Origin of the sequence: Vibrio cyclitrophicus, from assembly GCA_023206055.1 — a bacterium.
Lineage (GTDB): Bacteria > Pseudomonadota > Gammaproteobacteria > Enterobacterales > Vibrionaceae > Vibrio > Vibrio cyclitrophicus_A.
Map to the genome: position 1 here is coordinate 951,176 of CP065366.1, position 22,328 is coordinate 973,503.

A 22,328-nucleotide genomic window follows, 5' to 3' on the forward strand; every position below is an offset into this window, starting at 1 on the left:
ATTTCAAGCTTTGTGTTTGCGCTTTGTGCTCAAACAGTTGTATTGGCTATGGCGTAAATGTTGCTACACCTAGCTCGTCTTCACGTTTTGTTTTTTCCATCATTTCTGCTGGAGTCATTACAACGCGTAGACCCATGTCTTTTTCTGTTCGAACTAGCTCACCACGTAGTGAGTTAGTGTAAACTTCAGTGATCTTCACATCTACGAACTGGCCGATTAGGTCTGCAGAACCTTCGAAGTTCACAACACGGCTATTTTCTGTACGGCCGCGAAGTTCCATTAGGTTCTTTCTTGATGGACCTTCAACAAGGATACGTTGTTCAGTGCCTAGCATTAGACGAGAGAAACGCATAGCTTGTGTGTTTACTGTCTGTTGCAGTTCCCACAGGCGATCTTTTTTCTCTTGTGCTGGAACATCGCACGGGTAATCTGCTGCTGGTGTACCAGGGCGAGGAGAGAAAACAAAGCTGAAGCTCATATCGAAATCAACTTCTTTAATTAGCTTCATTGTATCTTGGAAATCTTGCTTAGATTCACCTGGGAAACCAACAATAAAGTCAGAGCTGATTTGAATGTCAGGACGAGCTTTACGCAGTTTACGAATAATAGATTTGTACTCGATAGCCGTATGTGGACGCTTCATCATCGTAAGAATACGGTCACTACCACTTTGTACTGGTAGGTGAAGGAAGCTCACTAGTTCAGGGGTATCTTTGTAAACTTCAATGATGTCGTCACCAAACTCAAGCGGGTGGCTTGTTGTGAAACGAATACGATCGATACCATCGATAGAAGCAACAAGACGAAGCAGTTCTGCGAATGAACAGATATCACCTTCGTGTGTTGGACCGCGGTATGCGTTTACGTTTTGGCCTAGCAGGTTTACTTCACGTACGCCTTGCTCTGCAAGCTGTGCAACTTCGAACAGCACATCATCCATTGGACGGCTAACTTCTTCACCACGAGTATATGGAACAACACAGTAAGTACAGTACTTAGAGCAACCTTCCATGATAGAAACGTACGCTGTTGCGCCGTCTGCTTTAGGTTCTGGAAGGTTATCGAACTTTTCGATCTCAGGGAATGAGATATCCATTACTGGTTTTTCGTTAGACAGTGATGACTTAATCATTTCTGGCAGACGGTGTAATGTTTGTGGGCCAAAGATAACGTCTACGTACGGTGCACGTTGACGAATGTGATCACCTTCTTGAGTCGCTACACAGCCACCCACACCGATCACCACACCTTCTTTCTTATCTTTAAGTGTTTTCCAACGACCAAGCTGGTGGAATACTTTTTCTTGTGCTTTTTCGCGGATAGAACAAGTATTCAATAGTAGTACGTCTGCTTCCTCAGGTACTTCAGTTAGCTCATAGCCATTTGCAGCGTTAAGCAGGTCGGCCATTTTTGATGAATCGTATTCGTTCATCTGACAGCCCCAAGTTTTAATTAGCAGTTTCTTACTCATTATATGTTCGCTCGATCGTTAGTTTAATTTAAGGGAGCAAATCGCCCATTATTCATCCGCCAGCCCCGTTTGTCATAATTCGGTATTCAATTTTATGACAGGCTCTAGCGGCAAGCGGCGTATTGTACTGGTTTCAAAACCGACTGACTAGTAGTCTGAACAAATCTCTTATGTAGTGGTTTTTATTATCGTTAACACCATATGCCATAAGGGATAACCCTTTTTTCGAATAAGGTTTTTGGTTACAAGTTAGTTATGAAAAAGTACAATCAAAAACAGTCAAAGAATCAAACTGATAAGTACAAAATATGAACAGTTACGATATTGTAGTAGTCGGTGGCGGCATGGTTGGTGCAGCAACAGCGATCGGTTTTGCAAAACAAGGTCTGAGTGTTGCGGTAATCGAAGGTTTTGCCCCACAAGCTTTTGATGAGTCACAATCGATGGATATTCGTGTGTCAGCAATTTCTCAAGCATCGGTCGATTTACTTGAAGATCTTGGTGCGTGGCAAAATATCGCAGCGATGCGTGTGTGTTCTTACAAGCGTTTAGAAACGTGGGAGCATCCAGAGTGTCGTACTCGATTTGACGCTGCATCACTGGATCTGCCCCGTCTAGGCTATATCGTTGAGAACAGACTCATTCAATTAGGATTATGGTCTCAATTTGATGCCTACGACAATCTCGAACTGTTATGCCCAGAAAAGCTGGATGAAATTGAGTTTGGTGAAACTAATATCGTTAAGCTTCAATCAGGAGCTGAGTTATCCGCGAGGTGGGTGGTTGGTGCTGATGGTGCGAATTCAGCCGTTCGACAACAAGCTGGAATTGGTATTACAGCTTGGGATTACCGACAGCACTGCATGCTTATTAATGTCGAAACTGAGCAGCCTCAACAAGATATTACTTGGCAGCAATTTCTACCAAGTGGCCCTCGTTCATTTTTGCCTTTGTGTTCTCTAACCTCTGATAATCAAGAAGTCGGGCAGGGCTCGTTAGTTTGGTATGATTCTCCGCTGCGTATTAAGCAACTGTCAGCAATGACCCCTGAAAAACTACGTAATGAAGTACTTACTCACTTTCCTAAAGAGTTAGGTGATATAAAAGTCTTGAATTCGGGTTCTTTTCCTCTGACACGACGTCATGCTCAATCATACTCGAAGAATAACTGTATTCTAGTCGGGGACTCTGCGCATACGATTAACCCTCTAGCAGGGCAGGGTGTAAACTTGGGTTTTAAAGATGTGGCAGCACTATTGGATATCACCAAAGAGAAAGGTGAATTGAATCAATCTGTAGCGAGACGCTATGAAGTAATCAGAAGAGGTGACAATCTAATGATGCAAAGTGGCATGGACTTTTTCTACAAAACGTTTAGCAATGACATTGGCCCACTTAAGTTTGTGCGTAATGCAGCACTAAAGCTAGCAGAAAGCTCAGGGCCGATTAAATCACAGGTGCTTAAATACGCTTTAGGGTTGTGATTGGTTAGTCCAAATTATCGAGTTATAAAAAAAGGAGAGCTGAGGCTCTCCTTTTTTGATTTCGTGATAATGCTTAATGTTGTTGCGTCACACAAACAGGCGCATCAATGGCTAAAGAGCGTCCAGTATAAATGAGGGAGCCATCCTCAATATTTCGTTTGAATGACGTGAGGTTGTTGGAATGCTGGTTTGCGGCGATAAGCCATTGGCCGTCATTAGTGATATGAAAGTCGCGAGGGAACTTACCTTCAACGTCGTAACTATCCATAAAAATGAGTTTTTGAGTGGCTGAGCCTATTCTAAAACAACTGATTCTTGATTGATGTCGACATGACACATAAAGGAATTGCTCATCGGGCGATAGCTTAATGGCAGCGGCAGCCCCTCCCTTCTCCATATTCGGTAAGGCATCAACCTCATCCACTATATTCCAAATACCTAAAGACTTTTCCAAAATCAATATCGTTTCAGAGAGCTCACACACCACATAGGCTCGATCTTCAGCTTGGTTAAAGACTAGGTGACGAGGTCCATTCCCTGCTGGCACTTTAATAGACTGCATTGGCTCATCAAGGAATTCTTCTTGTTCTTCGTCGAAGCAATAGAAGTTGATTCGATCGGCTCCGAGATCGACGGTGACAAACTGAGGAGAATTCTTCATAAAAAGACTTTGATGAGCATGTGGCCCAGTTTGTCTTTCTGTATTAGGTCCAGAACCAACCATCTTGAGCGTTTTGAGTCGTTTATCGATATTGCCATTGATACTTAAACTAAAGATATCGAATGTCCCTGATGAATATTGCGATGTAATAGCAAACTTATTGTGGGGATCTATAGTGATATGACAAGGATGCTCTCCTGAAATTGGCTCAGCATTTGACGCTATTGTTGAATCAGCATTAGGTATATGAATTAGCTGTGGTTGTATCTTTTGGTCAACTTCAGAAGCTGTGTAGACCCCTAGCTTGGTCGTGGTGACAAACGAGGGGTTAGTGCAGGTCGCCATAAGCTCTAAAGGTAGCAGCGTTCCCGTTTCTAGATCTAACTGAGTTTGATATACACCTTGGCTATTACTTGGCGTATCTGTGTAGCAACCGATCGTTAAAGGGAGGGTTTTCATAGGTAGTCATACTCAGTTGGGAAATGGAGCAGACATTGTCTAATAAAATCGCAATAAAAGTGAGGTTATAGAAGAGAATACTAGGTGACTTGGCTAGCAGATTTACATATTCCAGATAAAATAGAACCCAGCTAAAAAGCTGGGTTCTATTCAATAATGGTGCGGTCGGAGAGACTTGAACTCTCACACCTCTCGGCGCCAGAACCTAAATCTGGTGCGTCTACCAATTCCGCCACGACCGCAGCAAATCTTTATAGTTATATCGACATTGGTAATTCAATATAACGTTGTTGTTCTTCTTTCATAAAGAAAGAATGGTGGCTACTGCGGGATTCGAACCTGCGACCCCATCATTATGAGTGATGTGCTCTAACCAACTGAGCTAAGTAGCCAATAATGAATTTTATGCATTCACTATTTTATCTCTAATTAAAGAGAAATAATGGTGCGGTCGGAGAGACTTGAACTCTCACACCTCTCGGCGCCAGAACCTAAATCTGGTGCGTCTACCAATTCCGCCACGACCGCAGCAAAGCTTTCCTCTCAACTAAGCAAAGAGCCTAGCGAAGAGTATATAGTTAAGAAGACTTATGGTTTGTCTAAGTAACGTTGTAATGGCTGGGCTACCTGGATTCGAACCAGGGAATGCTGGCATCAAAAGCCAGTGCCTTACCGCTTGGCGATAGCCCAACAGTGATGTCATTTAAGACATCTAAATAATGGTGCGGTCGGAGAGACTTGAACTCTCACACCTCTCGGCGCCAGAACCTAAATCTGGTGCGTCTACCAATTCCGCCACGACCGCAGCAAAGCTTTTACTCTAGCGAAGAGTATAGTTAAGAAGACTTATGGTTTGTCTAAGTAACGTTGTAATGGCTGGGCTACCTGGATTCGAACCAGGAATGCTGGCATCAAAAGCCAGTGCCTTACCGCTTGGCGATAGCCCAACAGTGATGTCATTTAAGACATCTAAATAATGGTGCGGTCGGAGAGACTTGAACTCTCACACCTCTCGGCGCCAGAACCTAAATCTGGTGCGTCTACCAATTCCGCCACGACCGCAGCAAAGCTTTTACTCTAGCGAAGAGTATAGTTAAGAAGACTTATGGTTTGTCTAAGTAACGTTGTAATGGCTGGGCTACCTGGATTCGAACCAGGGAATGCTGGCATCAAAAGCCAGTGCCTTACCGCTTGGCGATAGCCCAACAGTGATGTCATTTAAGACATCTAAATAATGGTGCGGTCGGAGAGACTTGAACTCTCACACCTCTCGGCGCCAGAACCTAAATCTGGTGCGTCTACCAATTCCGCCACGACCGCAGCAAAGCTTTTACTCTAGCGAAGAGTATAGTTAAGAAGACTTATGGTTTGTCTAAGTAACGTTGTAATGGCTGGGCTACCTGGATTCGAACCAGGGAATGCTGGCATCAAAAGCCAGTGCCTTACCGCTTGGCGATAGCCCAACAGGATATCAATTAAGATATCTAAATAATGGTGCGGTCGGAGAGACTTGAACTCTCACACCTCTCGGCGCCAGAACCTAAATCTGGTGCGTCTACCAATTCCGCCACGACCGCAGCAAATCTTTATAGTTACATCGACATTGGTAATTCAATATAACGTTGTTCTTCTTTCACAAAGAAAGAATGGTGGCTACTGCGGGATTCGAACCTGCGACCCCATCATTATGAGTGATGTGCTCTAACCAACTGAGCTAAGTAGCCAATATGAATTTTATGTATTCACTATTTTATCTCTAATTAAAGAGAAATAATGGTGCGGTCGGAGAGACTTGAACTCTCACACCTCTCGGCGCCAGAACCTAAATCTGGTGCGTCTACCAATTCCGCCACGACCGCAGCAAAGCTTTCCTCTCAACTAAGCAAAGAGCCTAGCGAAGAGTATATAGTTAAGAAGACTTATGGTTTGTCTAATTAACGTTGTAATGGCTGGGCTACCTGGATTCGAACCAGGGAATGCTGGCATCAAAAGCCAGTGCCTTACCGCTTGGCGATAGCCCAACAGGATATCATTTAAGATATCTAAATAATGGTGCGGTCGGAGAGACTTGAACTCTCACACCTCTCGGCGCCAGAACCTAAATCTGGTGCGTCTACCAATTCCGCCACGACCGCAGCAAATCTTTATAGTTATATCGACATTGGTAATTCAATATAACGTTGTTGTTCTTCTTTCATAAAGAAAGAATGGTGGCTACTGCGGGATTCGAACCTGCGACCCCATCATTATGAGTGATGTGCTCTAACCAACTGAGCTAAGTAGCCATCTGAGAGCGAAGTAATATAATATAATCTCGCCTTCAATGCCATTATCTTTTTAAAGATAATTACACTTTAAATTGTGGCTGGGCTACCTGGATTCGAACCAGGGAATGCTGGCATCAAAAGCCAGTGCCTTACCGCTTGGCGATAGCCCAACAATGATATCAATTAAGATATCTCAATATGGTGCGGTCGGAGAGACTTGAACTCTCACACCTCTCGGCGCCAGAACCTAAATCTGGTGCGTCTACCAATTCCGCCACGACCGCTTTACTTTCCTAAAAACTCTTTGTTGTTAAGATACAGATATTTAATAACAAACAGAGTGCTTAGGAAATGGTGGCTACTGCGGGATTCGAACCTGCGACCCCATCATTATGAGTGATGTGCTCTAACCAACTGAGCTAAGTAGCCATTTCCAAATTGTTGCTCATTTCAAGACGTTGCCGCTTCGTTGTGAACGGGGCGCATTATGCGGAGTTGAGCGAAACCCGTCAACTTTTTTTTTGAATAAATCGCGAATAAACATCTGTTCGGTTTCTTTTTAGGCAAAGAGGCGTATTTGTCGACAAAAAACAGGTCTAAAAGACGATATATATAGGAAGTTAAGTTTCTGATGAAGGGCAATTTAGAAAGGAGAAAAACAAAAAGGCCAGTGAATTCACTGGCCTTTTTTCTAGATGTTTAATCAGAATTATACGTTGAAGCGGAAGTGAACAACGTCACCATCTTTAACGATGTATTCTTTACCTTCAAGGCGCCATTTACCTGCGTCTTTCGCACCGCTCTCACCGTTAAATTCGATGAAGTGATCGAATCCAACAACTTCAGCACGGATGAAACCTTTCTCGAAGTCTGTGTGGATCTTACCCGCAGCTTGTGGCGCAGTTGCACCTACAGGGATTGTCCAAGCACGAACTTCTTTAACACCAGCCGTGAAGTAAGTTTGAAGAGTCAGTAGTTCGTAACCAGAGCGGATCACTCGGTTAAGACCTGGTTCTTCGATACCCATATCCGCTAGGAACTCTTCGCGATCTTCATCGTCAAGCTCAGAAAGCTCAGATTCGATTGCAGCACACACAGCAACAACAACGTTGTTCTCTTTTTCTGCATACTCGCGAACCGCGTCTAGGTAAGGGTTGTTTTCGAAACCATCTTCAGCAACGTTTGCGATGTACATTGTTGGCTTAAGCGTTAGGAAGTTAAGGTAGTCAATTGCTGCGACTTCTTCTTTTCCCAGTTCAACAGTACGCGCCATACCACCTTCAGTTAGGATCGGTAGTAGCTTTTCAAGAACTGTAGTTTCAAACTTAGCGTCTTTATCTCCGCCTTTTGCTTTTTTAGCATTACGGAAGATCGCACGTTCACAGCTATCTAGATCGGCAAGAGCAAGCTCAAGGTTGATCACTTCGATATCTTCGATAGGAGATACTTTGCCAGCAACGTGAACGATGTTTTCGTTTTCAAAGCAGCGTACAACGTGACCGATAGCGTCAGTTTCGCGGATGTTAGCTAGGAATTTGTTACCAAGACCTTCACCTTTAGATGCGCCAGCAACTAGGCCAGCGATATCTACGAATTCCATTGTCGTTGGAAGGATCTTCTGTGGATTAACAATTTTTGCTAATGCATCTAAGCGTAGATCTGGAACCGGAACGATACCTGTGTTTGGTTCGATCGTACAAAATGGAAAGTTTGCTGCTTCGATGCCTGCTTTAGTCAGTGCGTTAAACAGAGTTGACTTACCAACGTTTGGTAGACCAACGATGCCACATTTAAAACCCATGATATAAACCTTATTCTGCTTTGAACGTATGTAAGCGATTTTGTGCTTTTGGTAGGCCATCTTTTAATAAGATGTCTAGGCTGCGAACCGATTCGTCAACGACGGCCTCGATACACTCTTGCTCTTTTTGAGGAGCTTTGCCTAATACATAACCTGCAACTTTATCTTTGTGTCCTGGATGGCCGATGCCTAATCTAAGACGATAGAATTCTTTATTGTTACCCTGTTTACTGATGATGTCTTTCAGACCATTATGTCCACCATGACCACCACCTTTTTTAAACTTTCCAATACCAGGAGGAAGATCTAACTCATCATGAGCGACCATGATCTCTTCTGGTTTAATTTGGTAGAACTTTGCTAAGGCTGCAACTGCTTTGCCTGACAAGTTCATAAAAGTTGTTGGGATCAGCAAACGAAGATCTTCACCGTGAACCATGATACGACCCGTTAGGCCAAAGAACTTTGGTTCGTTCTTTAGTGTCACGTTATGTACACGTGCTAATTCTTCAACTACCCAAGCACCCGCATTGTGGCGAGTTTTGGCGTATTCTGGACCTGGATTAGCCAGTCCAACGAGAAGTTTTATTTGTTGGCTCAAGGTATGGATCTCTCTTGGGATTTCAAAAAGCGCCGTATGATATCACAGTTTATGAAAAAGGTGCGAGCTAGCTGATAGCTGCGCGATTATTCCTGTTTGTGATAACTAGCAGTGCAATATTACTCAGATATAAAAAAAGCACTTCATTGACTGAAGTGCTTAGTGTTTTCTCTCGCGTGTTTCTAAAACCAAACTTGTGTAAAAAAGCTATTGGATTTTGATTAGTTGAACATCGCTGAGATTGATTCTTCGTTGCTGATACGACGAATTGCTTCAGCAAGCATGCGAGAAAGGCTAAGTGTTGTCACTTTACCAGTCGCAGCCATCTCTGGAGATAGAGAGATAGAATCCGTTACGATAACTTGGTCTAGAACAGAGTTCTTGATGTTGTTCGCAGCAGTACCAGAGAAAACAGCGTGAGTTGCGTAAGCGAATACACGCTTAGCACCGCGCTCTTTAAGCGCTTCAGCTGCTTTACATAGTGTGCCACCCGTATCGATCATGTCATCAACGATAACACAGTCACGGCCTTCAACATCACCGATTAGGTTCATTACTTCAGAAACGTTAGCACGTGGACGACGCTTATCAACGATAGCGATGTCAACATCACCTAGCGCTTTAGCTGTTGCACGAGCACGTACAACACCACCAAGGTCTGGAGAAACCACTACTGGGTTTTCTAGGCCACGGTTCGCCATGTCTTCTAGAAGAACTGGAGTACCGAAGATGTTATCAACAGGTACATCGAAGAAGCCTTGGATTTGCTCTGCGTGTAGATCGATAGTAAGAACGCGGTCAACACCAACGTTAGAAAGGAAGTCTGCAACAACTTTTGCAGTAATAGGCACACGAGCAGAACGTACACGACGATCTTGACGGGCATAACCGAAGTAAGGGATTACAGCAGTAATACGGCCAGCAGAAGCACGGCGCATTGCGTCAATCATTACCACCAACTCCATAAGGTTGTCATTGGTTGGTGCACAAGTTGATTGAATCAGGAATACATCGCTACCACGAACGTTTTCATTGATTTGAACAGCGACTTCGCCATCAGAAAAACGGTCTACGGTAGCATCGCCAAGAGAGATGTATAGACGATCAGCAATACGTTGGGCTAGTTCAGGTGTTGCGTTACCAGCAAATAGCTTCATATCAGGCACGGTGGAAACCTCGGGTTGCGTCCAGTTTTAAATAGATTGTGGGTGGGCTGATTGGTATTCAGCCAGAGTTTCTTTTAAAGGAGAAATGTTTCTTCCTTTCGCTACGAAAGCGGAAACTGTGTCAGGCAGTTGTTCTCGCACCAATTCGGCTTCTTTTCTGCTGTTAAATTCAGCAAAAACGCACGAACCTGTGCCAGTCAATCTCGACGGCGCGTATTGTAGCAGCCATGAAAGTTGCTTATCAACCTCTGGGTACAGCATTCGCACAATTTTTTCGCAATCGTTTACGTATTCTTGCTCTAGAAGCGTTGATAGCGCTCGCTTTGGCGTGTTTCGAGTTAATTCTGAATGTGTGAATATGTCTACAGTTGCTATGCTCACTTGAGGTTTGACCACAAGATACCATTTTTCGTCCGGATTAGCGGGCTGTAGCTGTTCTCCAACCCCTTCAGCAAAGGCTGCATGGCCTCGAACGAACACAGGTACGTCAGCGCCAAGTTTCAATCCGATCTCTGCTAGTTGATCATCAGAAAGATTCAGTTGCCATAGGTAGTTAAGTGCGACCAACACGGTTGCGGCATTTGAAGAGCCTCCACCAATACCACCTCCCATTGGAAGTACTTTCTTTAGCTCAATATCGGCACCGAAAGAGGTCGATGTATATTGTTGAAGGGCGGTGGCGGCTTTCCAAATCAGGTTTTCTTGTGTCGCAACGTCCGGAATTTCCGGTGTGATGGTAATTGAGGTCGTTTCTGAGTTTGCGGTAACCGTTAGTTCATCGCCAAAATCGACAAACTGAAACAAGGTTTGAAGCTCGTGATAGCCATTGTCACGTCGACCGGTGATGTAAAGAAATAGATTCAGTTTAGCCGGAGAGGGCCAATGGGTTGGCGTTGTTATCATTTTTTCAGTGTCCACTTCGAAACTACAATGTTGATTTTGTTATCGTCTTGCTTGAACGACAATCGAGTAGGGAGGGGAATACTCTCTACATTCGCGTTGTCTTCATCCGATAGCTTTTTACTCGGCATCTCTGTATTTCGATAATTAGCGAAGTTCAGTGTCCATAACTGGCTGCTGGCTTGTTTGGACAGAGATTCAAGCGTGTTGGCTGTATTTAATTGGTAGCTATCGGCTTGATCTGGAATGCCGAGGAGCCATTGTGGTAGATGATCAATAGGGATCTGCAAGCCTGTCAGCTGCTCAACCAAGACTGAAGCACTCGCATGGGTAAAGACTTGGTCATCATAGGTCACGACTTTTGCGCCCGATGAATCAATGGTTAGGTTCAATGCAGTTTGACCTAAAAAAGTCGTAAGTCTTAATTGACTTTGATTTGGTGAATGCTTCCAAATGAAATTTAAGCTTTGGCGTTGCTCTGGGGAAATGTAAGCGAGCTTGCCTGAGGCTTGATAGTTTTCTATCTGTAAAAGCCGATCTTGGTGACTTTGCCATTCAACGCTGGTCGGTTGTTCTGGTATAGACGAGCAACCCACCATAATTATGGCCATAAAAATAAGAGACGTGATTTTACGAAGCTTGCTCATATTTGCTCACAACTTGTTCAAATTTATCTAAAAAACGCTTCAACTATAGCATTGAATTCACGAAGTCAGGAAAACAAATCCCGCTTGCTCTTTAAATAGAGCCATGCATCAAGTAAAATTCGCCTCTTGTTTCCATTCCCTGATCGAGAACTTCTGATACATGTCTTTGCTTGCCGTAGGTATCAATCACAATACAGCGTCGGTTGAATTGCGAGAAAAAGTCGCTTTTGGTCCAGATAAATTATCTGAGGCACTCAAGCAACTTAACGCAAATGCACACGTGAATGGAAGTGTCATACTTTCAACCTGTAATCGAACCGAAGTGTATTGTGACGTCAAAGGCGTGGCAAAAAACAAGTTGATCGATTGGTTGTCTGTATTTCATCAAGTTAGCCCTGAAGAATTAAAACCAAGTATCTATATTCATGAAGAGCAAGCCGCGATTAAGCATCTAATGCGCGTCGCCTGTGGCTTGGACTCTTTGGTATTGGGTGAACCGCAAATCTTAGGTCAGGTGAAGCAAGCTTATACGGATTCGCGAGATAACAAATCTGTTGATGCTTCCATGGAAAAGCTGTTCCAGAAATCATTCTCTGTTGCGAAGCGTGTTCGAACTGAAACGGAGATCGGCGGAAGCGCGGTTTCGGTGGCTTACGCGGCTTGTACGTTAGCTAAACACATCTTTGAATCAATTGCTGAATCAACGGTGTTGTTGGTGGGGGCGGGAGAAACCATTGAACTTGTGGCTAAACATCTTTCAGCGAATGGTTGTACCAAGATGATAGTTGCTAACCGCACTCGTGAGCGAGCTTTAGGGTTGGCTGAAGAGTTTGGTGCTGAAGTGATCAGCCTCAATGAAATTCCTGATCATCTGCATCGAGCGGATATCGTGATCAGCTCAACCGCAAGTCCGTTACCTATCATTGGTAAAGGTATGGTTGAAACTGCACTGAAAACAAGAAAACATCAACCTATGTTGTTGGTTGATATCGCAGTTCCTCGCGATGTTGAATCTCAGGTCGGTGAATTGAATGACGCCTACCTTTATTCAGTGGATGATCTGCAGTCGATTGTTGATGGCAACATTGAACAACGCAAAGTGGAAGCGATTCAAGCGGAAGCAATCGTCAGTGAAGAAAGCGCCGCGTTCATGAGTTGGATGCGTTCACTGCAAGCGGTAGACAGTATTCGTGACTACCGTAAATCGGCCAATGAAATCCGAGAAGAATTATTAAGTAAGAGTTTACAATCACTTGCTGCTGGCGGTGACCCTGAGAAAGTCTTACTTGAGCTAAGTAATAAGCTCACAAACAAATTGATCCATGCTCCAACGCGTGCACTTCAAAGTGCAGCTGAGCAAGGAGAACCTGCAAAATTAATGGTCATTAGACAGAGTTTGGGTCTAGAAAACCCTCAATAATATTCGACCTCCAACAGAATAAGACATTATGAAAGCCTCGATTCTAATAAAGCTTGAAACACTTGTTGAACGCTATGAAGAAGTTCAACATCTACTTGGTGATCCCGATGTACTTGGGAATCAAGATAAATTCCGTGCCTTGTCAAAAGAGTATTCTCAATTAGAAGAGGTGACGGGGTGCTTTAAATCATACCAGCAAGCTCAAGAAGATTTAGAAGCTGCTGAAGAGATGGCAAATGAAGACGACGCAGAAATGCGTGAAATGGCTCAAGAAGAAATCAAAGATGCGAAAGCGAACATTGAACGTCTGACTGATGAGCTACAAATTCTTCTTATTCCAAAAGATCCAAACGATGAGCGTAACTGCTTCTTAGAGATTCGTGCCGGCGCAGGTGGTGATGAAGCGGGTATCTTTGCAGGTAACCTTTTCCGTATGTACTCTAAATTTGCCGAGAAAAAAGGCTGGCGCGTCGAAGTGATGAGCAGCAATGTTTCAGAGCAGGGCGGCTTTAAAGAGATGATCGCTAAAATCAGTGGCGACGCTGTTTACGGCACAATGAAGTTCGAGTCTGGCGGTCACCGTGTACAACGTGTACCTGAGACTGAATCTCAAGGTCGTGTTCATACATCAGCATGTACCGTTGCGGTTATGCCTGAGATCCCAGAAGCAGATCTTCCAGAGATCAAAGCTGGCGACCTTAAGATTGATACTTTCCGTGCATCTGGCGCGGGTGGTCAGCACGTTAACACCACGGATTCAGCAATCCGTATTACTCACTTACCAACAGGTACAGTAGTAGAGTGTCAAGACGAGCGTTCTCAGCATAAAAACAAAGCGAAAGCGATGGCTGTTCTAGCGGCTCGTATCGTTCAAGCTGAAGAAGAGCGTCGTGCTGCTGCGATTTCAGATACACGTCGTAACCTTTTAGGTTCTGGTGACCGTAGTGACCGTATTCGTACGTACAATTACCCTCAAGGCCGTGTTTCTGATCACCGCATCAACTTAACTATCTACCGCCTGAACGAAGTTCTGGAAGGTGATATGCAAAGCCTGCTTGATCCTGTTCTACAAGAGCACCAAGCTGATCAACTAGCAGCACTTGCTGAGCACAACTAATTACTATGCAGTCAGCATATACGGTTGAAAGTGCTTTAAAGTCAGCAATCGTACAGCTTCAAGAGGGCGATAACACATCGCCCTCGATTGATGCTGCGGTACTGCTTTGCCACGCCTTAGATAAACCAAGATCTTACCTACTGACTTGGCCTGAGAAGCATCTCACTTCAGAACAAGAATCCGAATTCCATACCCTTCTAAAACGTCGCTTAACCGGTGAGCCTGTGGCTTATATTGTTGGTGAACGTGAGTTTTGGTCGCTGCCGTTAAAAGTCTCTCCTTCTACTTTAATCCCACGTCCAGATACCGAGCGTTTGGTTGAAGTCGCGTTAGACAAAACGTATGGCAAGCAAGGTGCGATTCTCGATTTAGGAACTGGAACTGGTGCGATTGCTTTGGCATTGGCGTCTGAGATGCCGAACCGACCAGTGACGGGGATTGATCTTCGTCCGGAAGCACAACTGCTTGCTACAGAGAATGCACAACGTCTAAACATCACCAACGCTACTTTTTTGCACGGAAGTTGGTTTGAGCCTTTGAATTCAGTTAGCTCTGAAGAAGAAGTGGTTAAGTTCTCTTTAATTGTCTCGAACCCTCCATACATTGAGAAGAATGATCCTCATTTGTCTCAAGGCGATGTGCGTTTTGAGCCAATCACAGCACTGGTTGCTGAAGAGAAAGGACTCGCGGATATTCGATACATTTCTGAAAATGCACGTGGCTTTTTGGAAAATGAAGGCTGGTTGGCATTTGAACACGGTTACGACCAAGGTTTGGCAGTACGTGAGATTATGCAGGCGCTCGGTTATCTCGATGTGGTTACAGAAAAAGATTACGGTGGTAATGACCGAGTGACATTGGGTCGTTACTGTTCATAGATAGTGACTGTCCATAGGCTGCGGTTAATCATCTCGTGAGCAATAGATGATGAACTTGCTAAATTGATACCTTTAACTCGACAATACATTTCACTCGGTGATGCATTTAACACAGAAATGCAGAGCATTAACGGGTATTGTGTAGCTCGTGTTAGCGAAAGCACATATAAAAATATAAAGGAATACCATGTACGAAGGTTTAAAACATTTTCACTTACTTACGATTGCTATAAGCGCACTGCTGCTTTCGATTCGTTTCGCTCTTATGATGGCTAACTCTCCGAAGCTTAAGCACCCTTTCTTGCAGCGTTTTCCTCATATCAATGACTCGTTGCTACTGCTATCGGGTATTGGTTTGATTTTTATCACTGGCTTTATTCCATTTACACCTGCAGCACCATGGTTAACCGAAAAACTAACCTGTGTTATGGCATACATCGCATTGGGCTTCTTTGCGCTTAAACTGGGTAAGAACAAGTTATTGAGAGTTTTCTCTTTCTTTGGTGCGCTTGGCTGGTTAGCAATGGCAGGCAAAATCGCAATGACGAAGACACCAACATTTTTCGGTTAATTATCTCCTTATTTCGGTTAACTATCTATGTACGAATTTTTTGATGAAGACTTTGACCAGCTAGAGTTAGCTGAAGGTGCATTGATCTTAAATAAAGCGATTAACCCAGACACTCAAGACAGTTGGGCAGAGCAAGAGCTGGCGAGATTGTTAAAAGACGCCGAATTTGCTCTGGTTAATGAAACCGATGAACAGCAGAAGTTTGAATCTTTTATTCGACTATTCTTTTATGAATGGGGCTTTGCTGGCGATAAAGAGGCGTATTTCTCTTCGGAAAACGCGTTCATCGATAAAGTGCTTGAGAGAAAGAAAGGCATTCCAGTGAGTTTGGGGGCGATTTTTCTTTTTCTAGGTCGCAAGCTAGGCTTTCCTGTAGAAGGTGTCTCTTTCCCAACTCAGTTCTTGCTTAAAGTGAGCTGGTACGGGCAAGCTGCTGTCTATATTAATCCTTATAACGGTGAGTACGTTGGTGAACAAACGTTGCGAGCATGGTTAATAGGACATGATGGCCCATTAGCTAAGGTGAAACCTGAACACTTAGAAGTCGCCGACCACCCAACCATTATTGGTAAGTGGTTAGCACTGCTCAAGAGTGCACTACTGCGAGAAGAGCGCTATACGCTTGCACTAAAATGTACTGATCTTGCATTAACGTTTGTACCGGATGACCCGTATGAAATCCGCGATCGTGGCTTTATCTATCAACAGCTAGATTGTCACCAAGTAGCAGCAACGGATTATCAATACTTTATCGACCAATGCCCAGATGACCCGGCATCTGAGTTACTTAAATCTCAAGTGAACGTCATGAACGAAAAGGCCGTGGTCGTTCACTAATTAATAATTATTTTAGAGAGAATATGATGGAACAGAAAACAGTTCATATTGGCGACATGCCAATTGCTAACGACAAGCCATTTACGCTATTTGCAGGCATGAATGTTCTTGAATCTCGCGATCTAGCAATGCAGATCTGTGAGCACTACGTGAAAGTAACAGAGAAGTTGGGTATCCCTTACGTATTTAAGGCGTCTTTCGATAAAGCGAACCGCAGCTCAGTTCACTCATACCGTGGCCCTGGTATGGAAGAAGGTCTTAAAATCTTCCAAGAGCTGAAAGATACGTTTGGCGTGAAGATCATCACTGATATTCACACTGAAGCACAAGCTCAGCCTGTTGCTGATGTGGTTGATGTAATCCAACTACCTGCATTCCTAGCTCGTCAAACGGACCTTGTTGAAGCAATGGCTAAGACTGGTGCGGTAATCAACGTGAAGAAGCCTCAGTTCATGAGCCCGAACCAAGTTGGCAACATCGTTGATAAGTTTGCTGAGTGTGGTAACGACAAGATAATCCTTTGTGAGCGTGGCGCTTGCATGGGTTACGACAACCTAGTGGTTGATATGCTTGGCTTTGGTGTAATGAAGAAGTCTTCAAACGGTAGTCCAATCATCTTCGACGTGACGCACTCTCTACAAATGCGTGACCCATCAGGTGCAGCGTCTGGCGGTCGTCGTGAGCAAACGGTTGAACTAGCTAAAGCTGGCCTAGCGACAGGTATTGCGGGTCTGTTTATTGAAGCACACCCGAACCCAGATCAAGCACGCTGTGATGGTCCATCTGCGCTACCTCTAGATAAACTAGAACCGTTCTTGAAACAGATGAAAGCACTTGATGACCTTATCAAAGGCTTTGAGCACATCGATATTAAATAGCTGTAGCTGATGTTAAGTAACTCGCTAAAGTGAATTAGTTAAAGTGGTTATTTAAAGAGATCAAATAAACGCCCAACTCTAAGAGTTGGGCGTTTTTGTTTATCTGGGTATCAGTTCTTTTCGCTGTGCGCTTATCTGTTTTTCTGAGTGCTAAATAGCGCTAGTGATTAAATGCTTGTTAACAGAATCTTTGACTCCCTAAGAAATAGGTATGAGTGTGTGAGGTCAGTCCTGTTTGTAGTAAATTACTGATGTTCATCACACTTTGTAAGTAAACGATTGCCTGTGATGCAGGGGAAGTTTGAGTGTAATCTCATAATTTTGTTACACTTAACTGTTGATCTATGCGTGATCAATTCGACATAAATATGAAATCGTCGTGTTACATCGAGAATGTTAATTTAAGATTAGTCATGTTGAAGTCTTATTGTTCGAACCCTAGAAAAGGGGCGCAATAGGTCATAAAAAAGCAGTGGATTCCCCTAAAAAGTTCAAAGGTATGACAATGAAGCAACGCCTTATTCTAAAGACAGCACTAAGTGCTGCAATCCTAGCGACACTCGCTGGGTGTGCGTCTCAATCAGCTCATGATTGGAACCAAGACGAAACTTACAAGCTAACGATTCTTCACACAAACGATAACCATGGTCGTTTTTGGCAGAATAAATACGGCGAATACGGCATGTCTGCTCGTAAAACGCTAGTTGACCAACTTCGTACAGAAGTTGAAGCAGAAGGCGGTAGCGTGTTGCTTCTATCTGGCGGTGACATCAACACAGGTGTTCCAGAGTCAGACCTCCAGGACGCAGAACCTGATTTCAAAGGCATGAACAAAATTGGTTACGATGCAATGGCATTGGGTAACCATGAGTTTGATAACTCTTTAGACGTACTACAAAAGCAGATCGATTGGGCTAACTTCCCTATGTTATCTGCAAACATTTACGATAAAGCGACAGGCGAACGTAAGTTCCAAGCTTACGAGATGTTCGAAAAGCAAGGCATCAAGATTGCGGTTATTGGTTTAACAACCGAAGATACCCAAAAGATTGGTAACCCTGAATTTATCGCAGGCATCGACTTCCGTGATCCTAAAGAAGAAGCGAAGAAGCTAATCGCTGAACTGAAAGAAACAGAAAAACCGGATCTAATCTTCGCTGTGACTCACATGGGTCACTACGAAAATGGTCAACGTGGTGTTAACGCACCGGGTGATGTAGCACTTGCTCGTTACCTAAACGAAGGCGATCTAGACATGATCGTTGGTGGTCACTCTCAAGAGCCTGTATGTATGGAAGGCCCGAACGTTGCGAAGAAAAACTTCAAGCCGGGTGATGAGTGTAAGCCTGACGTACAGAACGGTACTTACATCGTTCAAGCTCACGAGTGGGGCAAGTACGTAGGTCGTGCTGATTACGAATTCCGTAATGGCGAGCTAGAGATGGTGAGCTACGATCTGATTCCAGTTAACCTTAAGAAGAAAGTTAAGATCGACGGTAAGAAGCAACGTGTTCTTATTCAAGATGAAATCGCACAAGACCCAGAGCTACTTGAATTCCTACGTCCTTTCCAAGAGCAAGGTCAAGCACAGCTAGAAGTTCAAATCGCTGAGACAAATGGCAAGCTTGAAGGCGATCGTAACGTCGTTCGTTTCCAACAGACCAACTTAGGTCGTTTGATTGCGACTTCTCACATGGAGCGTGCAAAAGCAGACTTCGCTGTGATGAACTCTGGTGGTGTACGAGATTCAATTGAAGCGGGTGATGTCACTTATAAAGACGTACTAACAGTACAACCTTTTGCAAACATCCTGACTTACACAGATATGACAGGTAAAGAAGTTCTAGATTACCTAAATGTAGTAGCGACTAAACCGGTTGATTCTGGTGCTTACGCACAATTTGCTGGTATCTCTATGACAGTAGCGAACGGTGAAGTATCGAATGTATTCATTGGTGGTAAGCAGCTTCGTCTAGACGAAACATACCGCTTCACAGTGCCAAGCTTCAACGCGGCCGGTGGTGACGGTTACCCTAAACTGTCTGATCACCCTGGTTACGTAAACACTGGCTTTGTTGATGCAGAAGTACTGAAAGAGTACCTAGAAGCAAACAGCCCAGTAGACGTGAACAAGTACGCGCCTTCTGGTCAAATGGTTTACAAGTAATTGAACCCAATAAATTTAATCACTAGGTGCTGAATTAGATTGACTCTAGCACCATGATAAATTTTACTAAAGCGACGCCTCGGCGTCGCTTTTTGTTTATCTATCGTTTGGATTTGTTATGACCCCAGCAATCAACCTTGCCAAGAAAAAGAAAATCGCTCATACCGTGCATCAGTATCATCACGATGCGAATAATACCAACTATGGATTAGAAGCGGTTGAAGCGCTTGGTCAGGATCCTAAACGAGTGTTCAAAACGCTGTTGTTCTGTTTGAATGGTGTGGCTAAAGACTTGGCTGTGGCGGTTATCCCTGTCGACCAGAAGCTAAACCTTAAGCTTGCAGCTAAAGCGGCGAAAGGAAAAAAAGCAGAGATGGCCAATCCTGATATTGCACAGAAAACCACAGGTTATGTTGTGGGTGGAATCAGTCCGCTTGGTCAAAAGAAAGCACTGCCTACCTTTGTTCACTCCAGCGCTACCGATTTTGAAACAATATGTGTGAGTGCAGGGAAGCGCGGGCTAGAAATTGAACTTGGTCCAAAAGACTTAGTATTGCTGACTCGCGGCCAGTTTGCTGATCTATGTTTATAGATTGTCGTCGCTATGATGATAAAACTATCGAATGACAAACAAGAACGCCCGCTAGACTAATCTAGCGGGCGTTCTTATATAGAGTGTCTCGTCTTACTTACTCTGACTACTTCTTCAGACCTAAAGTACCACCAACACGCTTTGGTGCAGGTTTGTTCGGTCTGTTTGAATCTTGGCTGCGGTTTGCCGGTTTACCGTTTCTACGATCGTTATTGTCGCGATCTGTACGATTGCGATCCGAACGATTTTTATCTGAATTAGAACGTTCTGAACGAGAGTTTGACTTCCAGTTCTCGGTATTACCACCGCTTTCACTGTTCGATGAATTACGGCTACGCTTTGAGTTAGGTGCATGACGAAATTCATCCGCATTATTACCACGGTACGTGCGTGTACGGTTCTCGTTTTGATTACGGCGCGCTGTTGAAGTTTGGTTCTCTTCACGGCTATCAAAAAGTTTCGCGTCAGTTGCTTTACGAATGCGTTGACCTTTCGCGTTCATTTTTGATGCATCTTCAGTGCTTACTGAGCCTTCACACATCGCTAAAATTTCAGTGATTTCATCGTCGCTCAGGTAGCGCCATTTGCCGTTGGGTATACCGTCTAGTGAGATATTCATAATACGAACACGGCGCAGCTTAAATACTTCGTAACCGAGCGCTTCACACATACGGCGAATTTGGCGGTTAAGGCCTTGCGTTAATGTGATTCGGAACGAGAACTTGGTTTCTTTCTCGACCTTACATGGCAAGGTCACTGTATCGAGAATATGAACGCCAGCGCCCATTTGCTTCAAGAATTCCGTCGTAATCGGTTTATCTACACGTACCACGTATTCTTTCTCGTGGTTGTTACCTGCACGTAGGATTTTGTTTACGATGTCGCCATCGTTGGTCAAGAAGATAAGACCATCAGAAGGCTTATCTAGACGACCAATCGGGAAAATACGTTTGTGGTGGCCGATAAAGTCGACGATGTTGCCAGGAATATCACGTTCAGTGGTACAGGTGATACCTGTTGGTTTATTAAGAGCAATGTAGATCGGCTTCTCTTTTGAGCGAACAGGCTTATTGTCGATCTCAACATCATCACCTGGCAAGACTTTAGTACCCATCTCAGGGATCTTGCCGTTAATAGTAACTCGGCCTGCATCAATGAGTTTATCGGCTTCGCGGCGTGAGCAAAAACCAGTTTCGCTGATGTATTTATTAAGGCGTTTAGCTTGGGATTCTTGTGACATGATATTCTCTTAGCGTTTCACAACGGAAATATAGATAAACAAAAAGCAACCTTTGGATAGTTGCTTTGAGTTGGGATTCGTTAACTGGAGACAATTTTACCACTTGGTGTGAGTCTAGGCACTAAATATCGATCTTGATACAAAATAGCTACTCGCGACTCCTCTATCTCAACCTCTCAACTGGTGCGCTTTTGATGGCGCTCTCTGTTCTCTAGCTTTTTCTCATTACTCTTTCTGAGCATGACATAGACAGCACCCGTACCACCATGAAATTGCTGAGCAGAATGAACACATTGAACGTCGTTAATCTGAGTAAGCCAATTTGCCACGTAGCTTTTCATCATTGCTGGTGGGTTCGAGCGCTCACCTTTACCGTGAACAATGATAACGGTACGAACATCCATTCTTAAACACTGACGCAAAAATGAAAGCACTTCGTTACGTGCCTCTTTCAGTGTTTTCCTATGCAGGTCGAGCTTGGCTTGAATAGGGTATTTGCCTAGGCGCAGCTTTTTGTATACGCCTTCTTGTACACCGTCTTTTTTATAAGCAATGACATCATCTGGCTTGATCATTGGCGAGTAGTCTAATGACAAGTAGTCTTTCTCGTCGTCTGACAGCCACATAGCCGCTTCACGCTTAGCAAGGTGAGATTCTGTGACTCGGTGTACTTTCTGGTGTTCAGCGGTGTCATGGTCGATACGTTTAACATCGCCCATCATTTCTTGGAATAGATCTAAGTCGTCGTCATGAGACATAGTGTTCATCTCAAGTTGGAGAAGGATAGGGTAAGTATACCTAAGTTGAGACAGGGTTTAAAAATGAAAAAACCGGAGCAGACAAGAGAAATCTACTCCGGTGCAAAGCGTTTTGACATTTACTTATAAAGTAAAAGAATACTCAAAAGTAAATGATTTAGGCTGAGCTATTCTAATGAGGAGATTTTTCAGTCATAACTTTGTAGATGAAGAAGCCTCCATAAAACATCATGAGACCTAGAGCCCCGAAGATTACTATCATTGAAGATAGCCCCACCGCATTACCAAATAGGAGATCTAGCCAAAAGTCCATGTGTATACCTCAAAGTTATATGACACGGGTTAGTGTATTAACTGGCGTTATCAATTTACTGATCTGGATCAATCCTGTTTCATAAGTTAAATACTTGTTG

The 22,328-nt window shown here is 43.9% G+C and carries 19 protein-coding genes and 19 tRNA genes; 9 read left to right on the forward strand and 29 right to left on the reverse strand.

Features of this window, described 5'->3' with window-relative positions; translation table 11 throughout:
• Nucleotides 1-46: 46 nt before the first annotated feature.
• A complete protein-coding gene (gene miaB, locus ITG09_04160; GenBank protein UPR52848.1) occupies nt 47-1,471 on the reverse strand; it encodes a tRNA (N6-isopentenyl adenosine(37)-C2)-methylthiotransferase MiaB in 1,425 nt (474 codons plus the stop codon).
• 308 nt (nt 1,472-1,779) lie between these two features.
• Between miaB and ITG09_04165 the strand changes: the two genes are divergently transcribed.
• Complete coding sequence (locus tag ITG09_04165; GenBank protein UPR52849.1) at nt 1,780-2,955, forward strand: 2-octaprenyl-3-methyl-6-methoxy-1,4-benzoquinol hydroxylase; 1,176 nt, start codon at nt 1,780-1,782, stop codon at nt 2,953-2,955.
• Between the two features lie 73 nt (nt 2,956-3,028).
• Here ITG09_04165 and ITG09_04170 read toward each other — a convergent pair whose 3' ends face one another.
• The 25 genes from ITG09_04170 to lolB form a co-directional block, all read right to left on the reverse strand.
• Nucleotides 3,029-4,075: a lactonase family protein gene (locus ITG09_04170; protein UPR52850.1), complete on the reverse strand. Its 1,047-nt coding sequence runs from the start codon at nt 4,073-4,075 to the stop codon at nt 3,029-3,031.
• A 157-nt stretch (nt 4,076-4,232) separates the two neighbouring features.
• Nucleotides 4,233-4,317 (reverse strand) — tRNA-Leu (locus tag ITG09_04175).
• A 73-nt stretch (nt 4,318-4,390) separates the two neighbouring features.
• Nucleotides 4,391-4,467 (reverse strand) — tRNA-Met (locus ITG09_04180).
• Between the two features lie 51 nt (nt 4,468-4,518).
• A tRNA-Leu gene (locus ITG09_04185) sits at nt 4,519-4,603 on the reverse strand.
• 87 nt (nt 4,604-4,690) lie between these two features.
• A tRNA-Gln gene (locus ITG09_04190) sits at nt 4,691-4,765 on the reverse strand.
• Between the two features lie 30 nt (nt 4,766-4,795).
• Nucleotides 4,796-4,880 (reverse strand) — tRNA-Leu (locus ITG09_04195).
• Nucleotides 4,881-4,948: 68 nt separating this feature from the next.
• A tRNA-Gln gene (locus ITG09_04200) sits at nt 4,949-5,022 on the reverse strand.
• 30 nt (nt 5,023-5,052) lie between these two features.
• Nucleotides 5,053-5,137 (reverse strand) — tRNA-Leu (locus ITG09_04205).
• 68 nt (nt 5,138-5,205) lie between these two features.
• A tRNA-Gln gene (locus ITG09_04210) sits at nt 5,206-5,280 on the reverse strand.
• Between the two features lie 30 nt (nt 5,281-5,310).
• Nucleotides 5,311-5,395 (reverse strand) — tRNA-Leu (locus tag ITG09_04215).
• A 68-nt stretch (nt 5,396-5,463) separates the two neighbouring features.
• A tRNA-Gln gene (locus ITG09_04220) sits at nt 5,464-5,538 on the reverse strand.
• Nucleotides 5,539-5,567: 29 nt separating this feature from the next.
• Nucleotides 5,568-5,652, reverse strand: a tRNA-Leu gene (locus tag ITG09_04225).
• A 70-nt stretch (nt 5,653-5,722) separates the two neighbouring features.
• Nucleotides 5,723-5,799, reverse strand: a tRNA-Met gene (locus ITG09_04230).
• Nucleotides 5,800-5,849: 50 nt separating this feature from the next.
• Nucleotides 5,850-5,934: transfer RNA gene (locus ITG09_04235), tRNA-Leu, on the reverse strand.
• A gap of 87 nt (nt 5,935-6,021) precedes the next feature.
• Nucleotides 6,022-6,096 (reverse strand) — tRNA-Gln (locus tag ITG09_04240).
• 29 nt (nt 6,097-6,125) lie between these two features.
• A tRNA-Leu gene (locus tag ITG09_04245) sits at nt 6,126-6,210 on the reverse strand.
• Between the two features lie 73 nt (nt 6,211-6,283).
• Nucleotides 6,284-6,360 (reverse strand) — tRNA-Met (locus tag ITG09_04250).
• 77 nt (nt 6,361-6,437) lie between these two features.
• Nucleotides 6,438-6,512 (reverse strand) — tRNA-Gln (locus ITG09_04255).
• Nucleotides 6,513-6,541: 29 nt separating this feature from the next.
• Nucleotides 6,542-6,626, reverse strand: a tRNA-Leu gene (locus ITG09_04260).
• A 68-nt stretch (nt 6,627-6,694) separates the two neighbouring features.
• A tRNA-Met gene (locus tag ITG09_04265) sits at nt 6,695-6,771 on the reverse strand.
• 280 nt (nt 6,772-7,051) lie between these two features.
• Nucleotides 7,052-8,143, reverse strand: coding sequence for a redox-regulated ATPase YchF (ychF, locus tag ITG09_04270; protein UPR52851.1), 1,092 nt, complete (start codon nt 8,141-8,143; stop codon nt 7,052-7,054).
• A gap of 10 nt (nt 8,144-8,153) precedes the next feature.
• Nucleotides 8,154-8,744 carry an aminoacyl-tRNA hydrolase gene (gene pth / locus ITG09_04275; GenBank protein ID UPR52852.1) on the reverse strand — a complete coding sequence of 197 codons (591 nt, stop codon included), beginning with the start codon at nt 8,742-8,744 and terminating at the stop codon, nt 8,154-8,156.
• A 221-nt stretch (nt 8,745-8,965) separates the two neighbouring features.
• A complete protein-coding gene (locus tag ITG09_04280; protein UPR52853.1) occupies nt 8,966-9,910 on the reverse strand; it encodes a ribose-phosphate pyrophosphokinase in 945 nt (314 codons plus the stop codon).
• 27 nt (nt 9,911-9,937) lie between these two features.
• Nucleotides 9,938-10,813 (reverse strand): 4-(cytidine 5'-diphospho)-2-C-methyl-D-erythritol kinase, encoded by an 876-nt coding sequence (gene ispE / locus ITG09_04285; GenBank protein UPR52854.1) that lies wholly within the window; start codon nt 10,811-10,813, stop codon nt 9,938-9,940.
• On the reverse strand, nt 10,810-11,457 hold the full coding sequence (gene lolB, locus ITG09_04290; GenBank protein UPR52855.1) for a lipoprotein localization protein LolB: 648 nt from the start codon (nt 11,455-11,457) through the stop codon (nt 10,810-10,812). Before lolB ends, ispE begins: the two co-directional genes overlap by 4 nt.
• 160 nt (nt 11,458-11,617) lie before the next feature.
• Between lolB and hemA the strand changes: the two genes are divergently transcribed.
• The 8 genes from hemA (at nt 11,618) to ybaK (ending at nt 19,917) form a co-directional block, all read left to right on the forward strand.
• Nucleotides 11,618-12,877, forward strand: coding sequence for a glutamyl-tRNA reductase (gene hemA, locus ITG09_04295; GenBank protein ID UPR52856.1), 1,260 nt, complete (start codon nt 11,618-11,620; stop codon nt 12,875-12,877).
• A gap of 28 nt (nt 12,878-12,905) precedes the next feature.
• Complete coding sequence (prfA, locus tag ITG09_04300) at nt 12,906-13,994, forward strand: peptide chain release factor 1 (protein UPR52857.1); 1,089 nt, start codon at nt 12,906-12,908, stop codon at nt 13,992-13,994.
• A gap of 5 nt (nt 13,995-13,999) precedes the next feature.
• Nucleotides 14,000-14,872 carry a peptide chain release factor N(5)-glutamine methyltransferase gene (gene prmC / locus ITG09_04305; protein UPR52858.1) on the forward strand — a complete coding sequence of 291 codons (873 nt, stop codon included), beginning with the start codon at nt 14,000-14,002 and terminating at the stop codon, nt 14,870-14,872.
• 187 nt (nt 14,873-15,059) lie between these two features.
• Complete coding sequence (locus tag ITG09_04310; GenBank protein ID UPR52859.1) at nt 15,060-15,443, forward strand: SirB2 family protein; 384 nt, start codon at nt 15,060-15,062, stop codon at nt 15,441-15,443.
• A 27-nt stretch (nt 15,444-15,470) separates the two neighbouring features.
• Nucleotides 15,471-16,280: a SirB1 family protein gene (locus tag ITG09_04315; GenBank protein ID UPR52860.1), complete on the forward strand. Its 810-nt coding sequence runs from the start codon at nt 15,471-15,473 to the stop codon at nt 16,278-16,280.
• 23 nt (nt 16,281-16,303) lie between these two features.
• Complete coding sequence (gene kdsA / locus ITG09_04320) at nt 16,304-17,158, forward strand: 3-deoxy-8-phosphooctulonate synthase (GenBank protein UPR52861.1); 855 nt, start codon at nt 16,304-16,306, stop codon at nt 17,156-17,158.
• A 505-nt stretch (nt 17,159-17,663) separates the two neighbouring features.
• Nucleotides 17,664-19,325 (forward strand): bifunctional UDP-sugar hydrolase/5'-nucleotidase, encoded by a 1,662-nt coding sequence (locus ITG09_04325; protein UPR52862.1) that lies wholly within the window; start codon nt 17,664-17,666, stop codon nt 19,323-19,325.
• A 118-nt stretch (nt 19,326-19,443) separates the two neighbouring features.
• Nucleotides 19,444-19,917 carry a Cys-tRNA(Pro) deacylase gene (gene ybaK / locus ITG09_04330; protein UPR52863.1) on the forward strand — a complete coding sequence of 158 codons (474 nt, stop codon included), beginning with the start codon at nt 19,444-19,446 and terminating at the stop codon, nt 19,915-19,917.
• Nucleotides 19,918-20,023: 106 nt separating this feature from the next.
• On the opposite strand, the gene rluF is transcribed toward ybaK, so the two are convergent.
• The 3 genes from rluF to ITG09_04345 form a co-directional block, all read right to left on the reverse strand.
• Nucleotides 20,024-21,157 carry a 23S rRNA pseudouridine(2604) synthase RluF gene (rluF, locus tag ITG09_04335; protein ID UPR52864.1) on the reverse strand — a complete coding sequence of 378 codons (1,134 nt, stop codon included), beginning with the start codon at nt 21,155-21,157 and terminating at the stop codon, nt 20,024-20,026.
• A gap of 176 nt (nt 21,158-21,333) precedes the next feature.
• Nucleotides 21,334-21,915: a DNA endonuclease SmrA gene (gene smrA, locus ITG09_04340; GenBank protein ID UPR52865.1), complete on the reverse strand. Its 582-nt coding sequence runs from the start codon at nt 21,913-21,915 to the stop codon at nt 21,334-21,336.
• A gap of 172 nt (nt 21,916-22,087) precedes the next feature.
• Nucleotides 22,088-22,228, reverse strand: coding sequence for a DUF3149 domain-containing protein (locus tag ITG09_04345; GenBank protein UPR52866.1), 141 nt, complete (start codon nt 22,226-22,228; stop codon nt 22,088-22,090).
• Nucleotides 22,229-22,328: the final 100 nt, after the last annotated feature.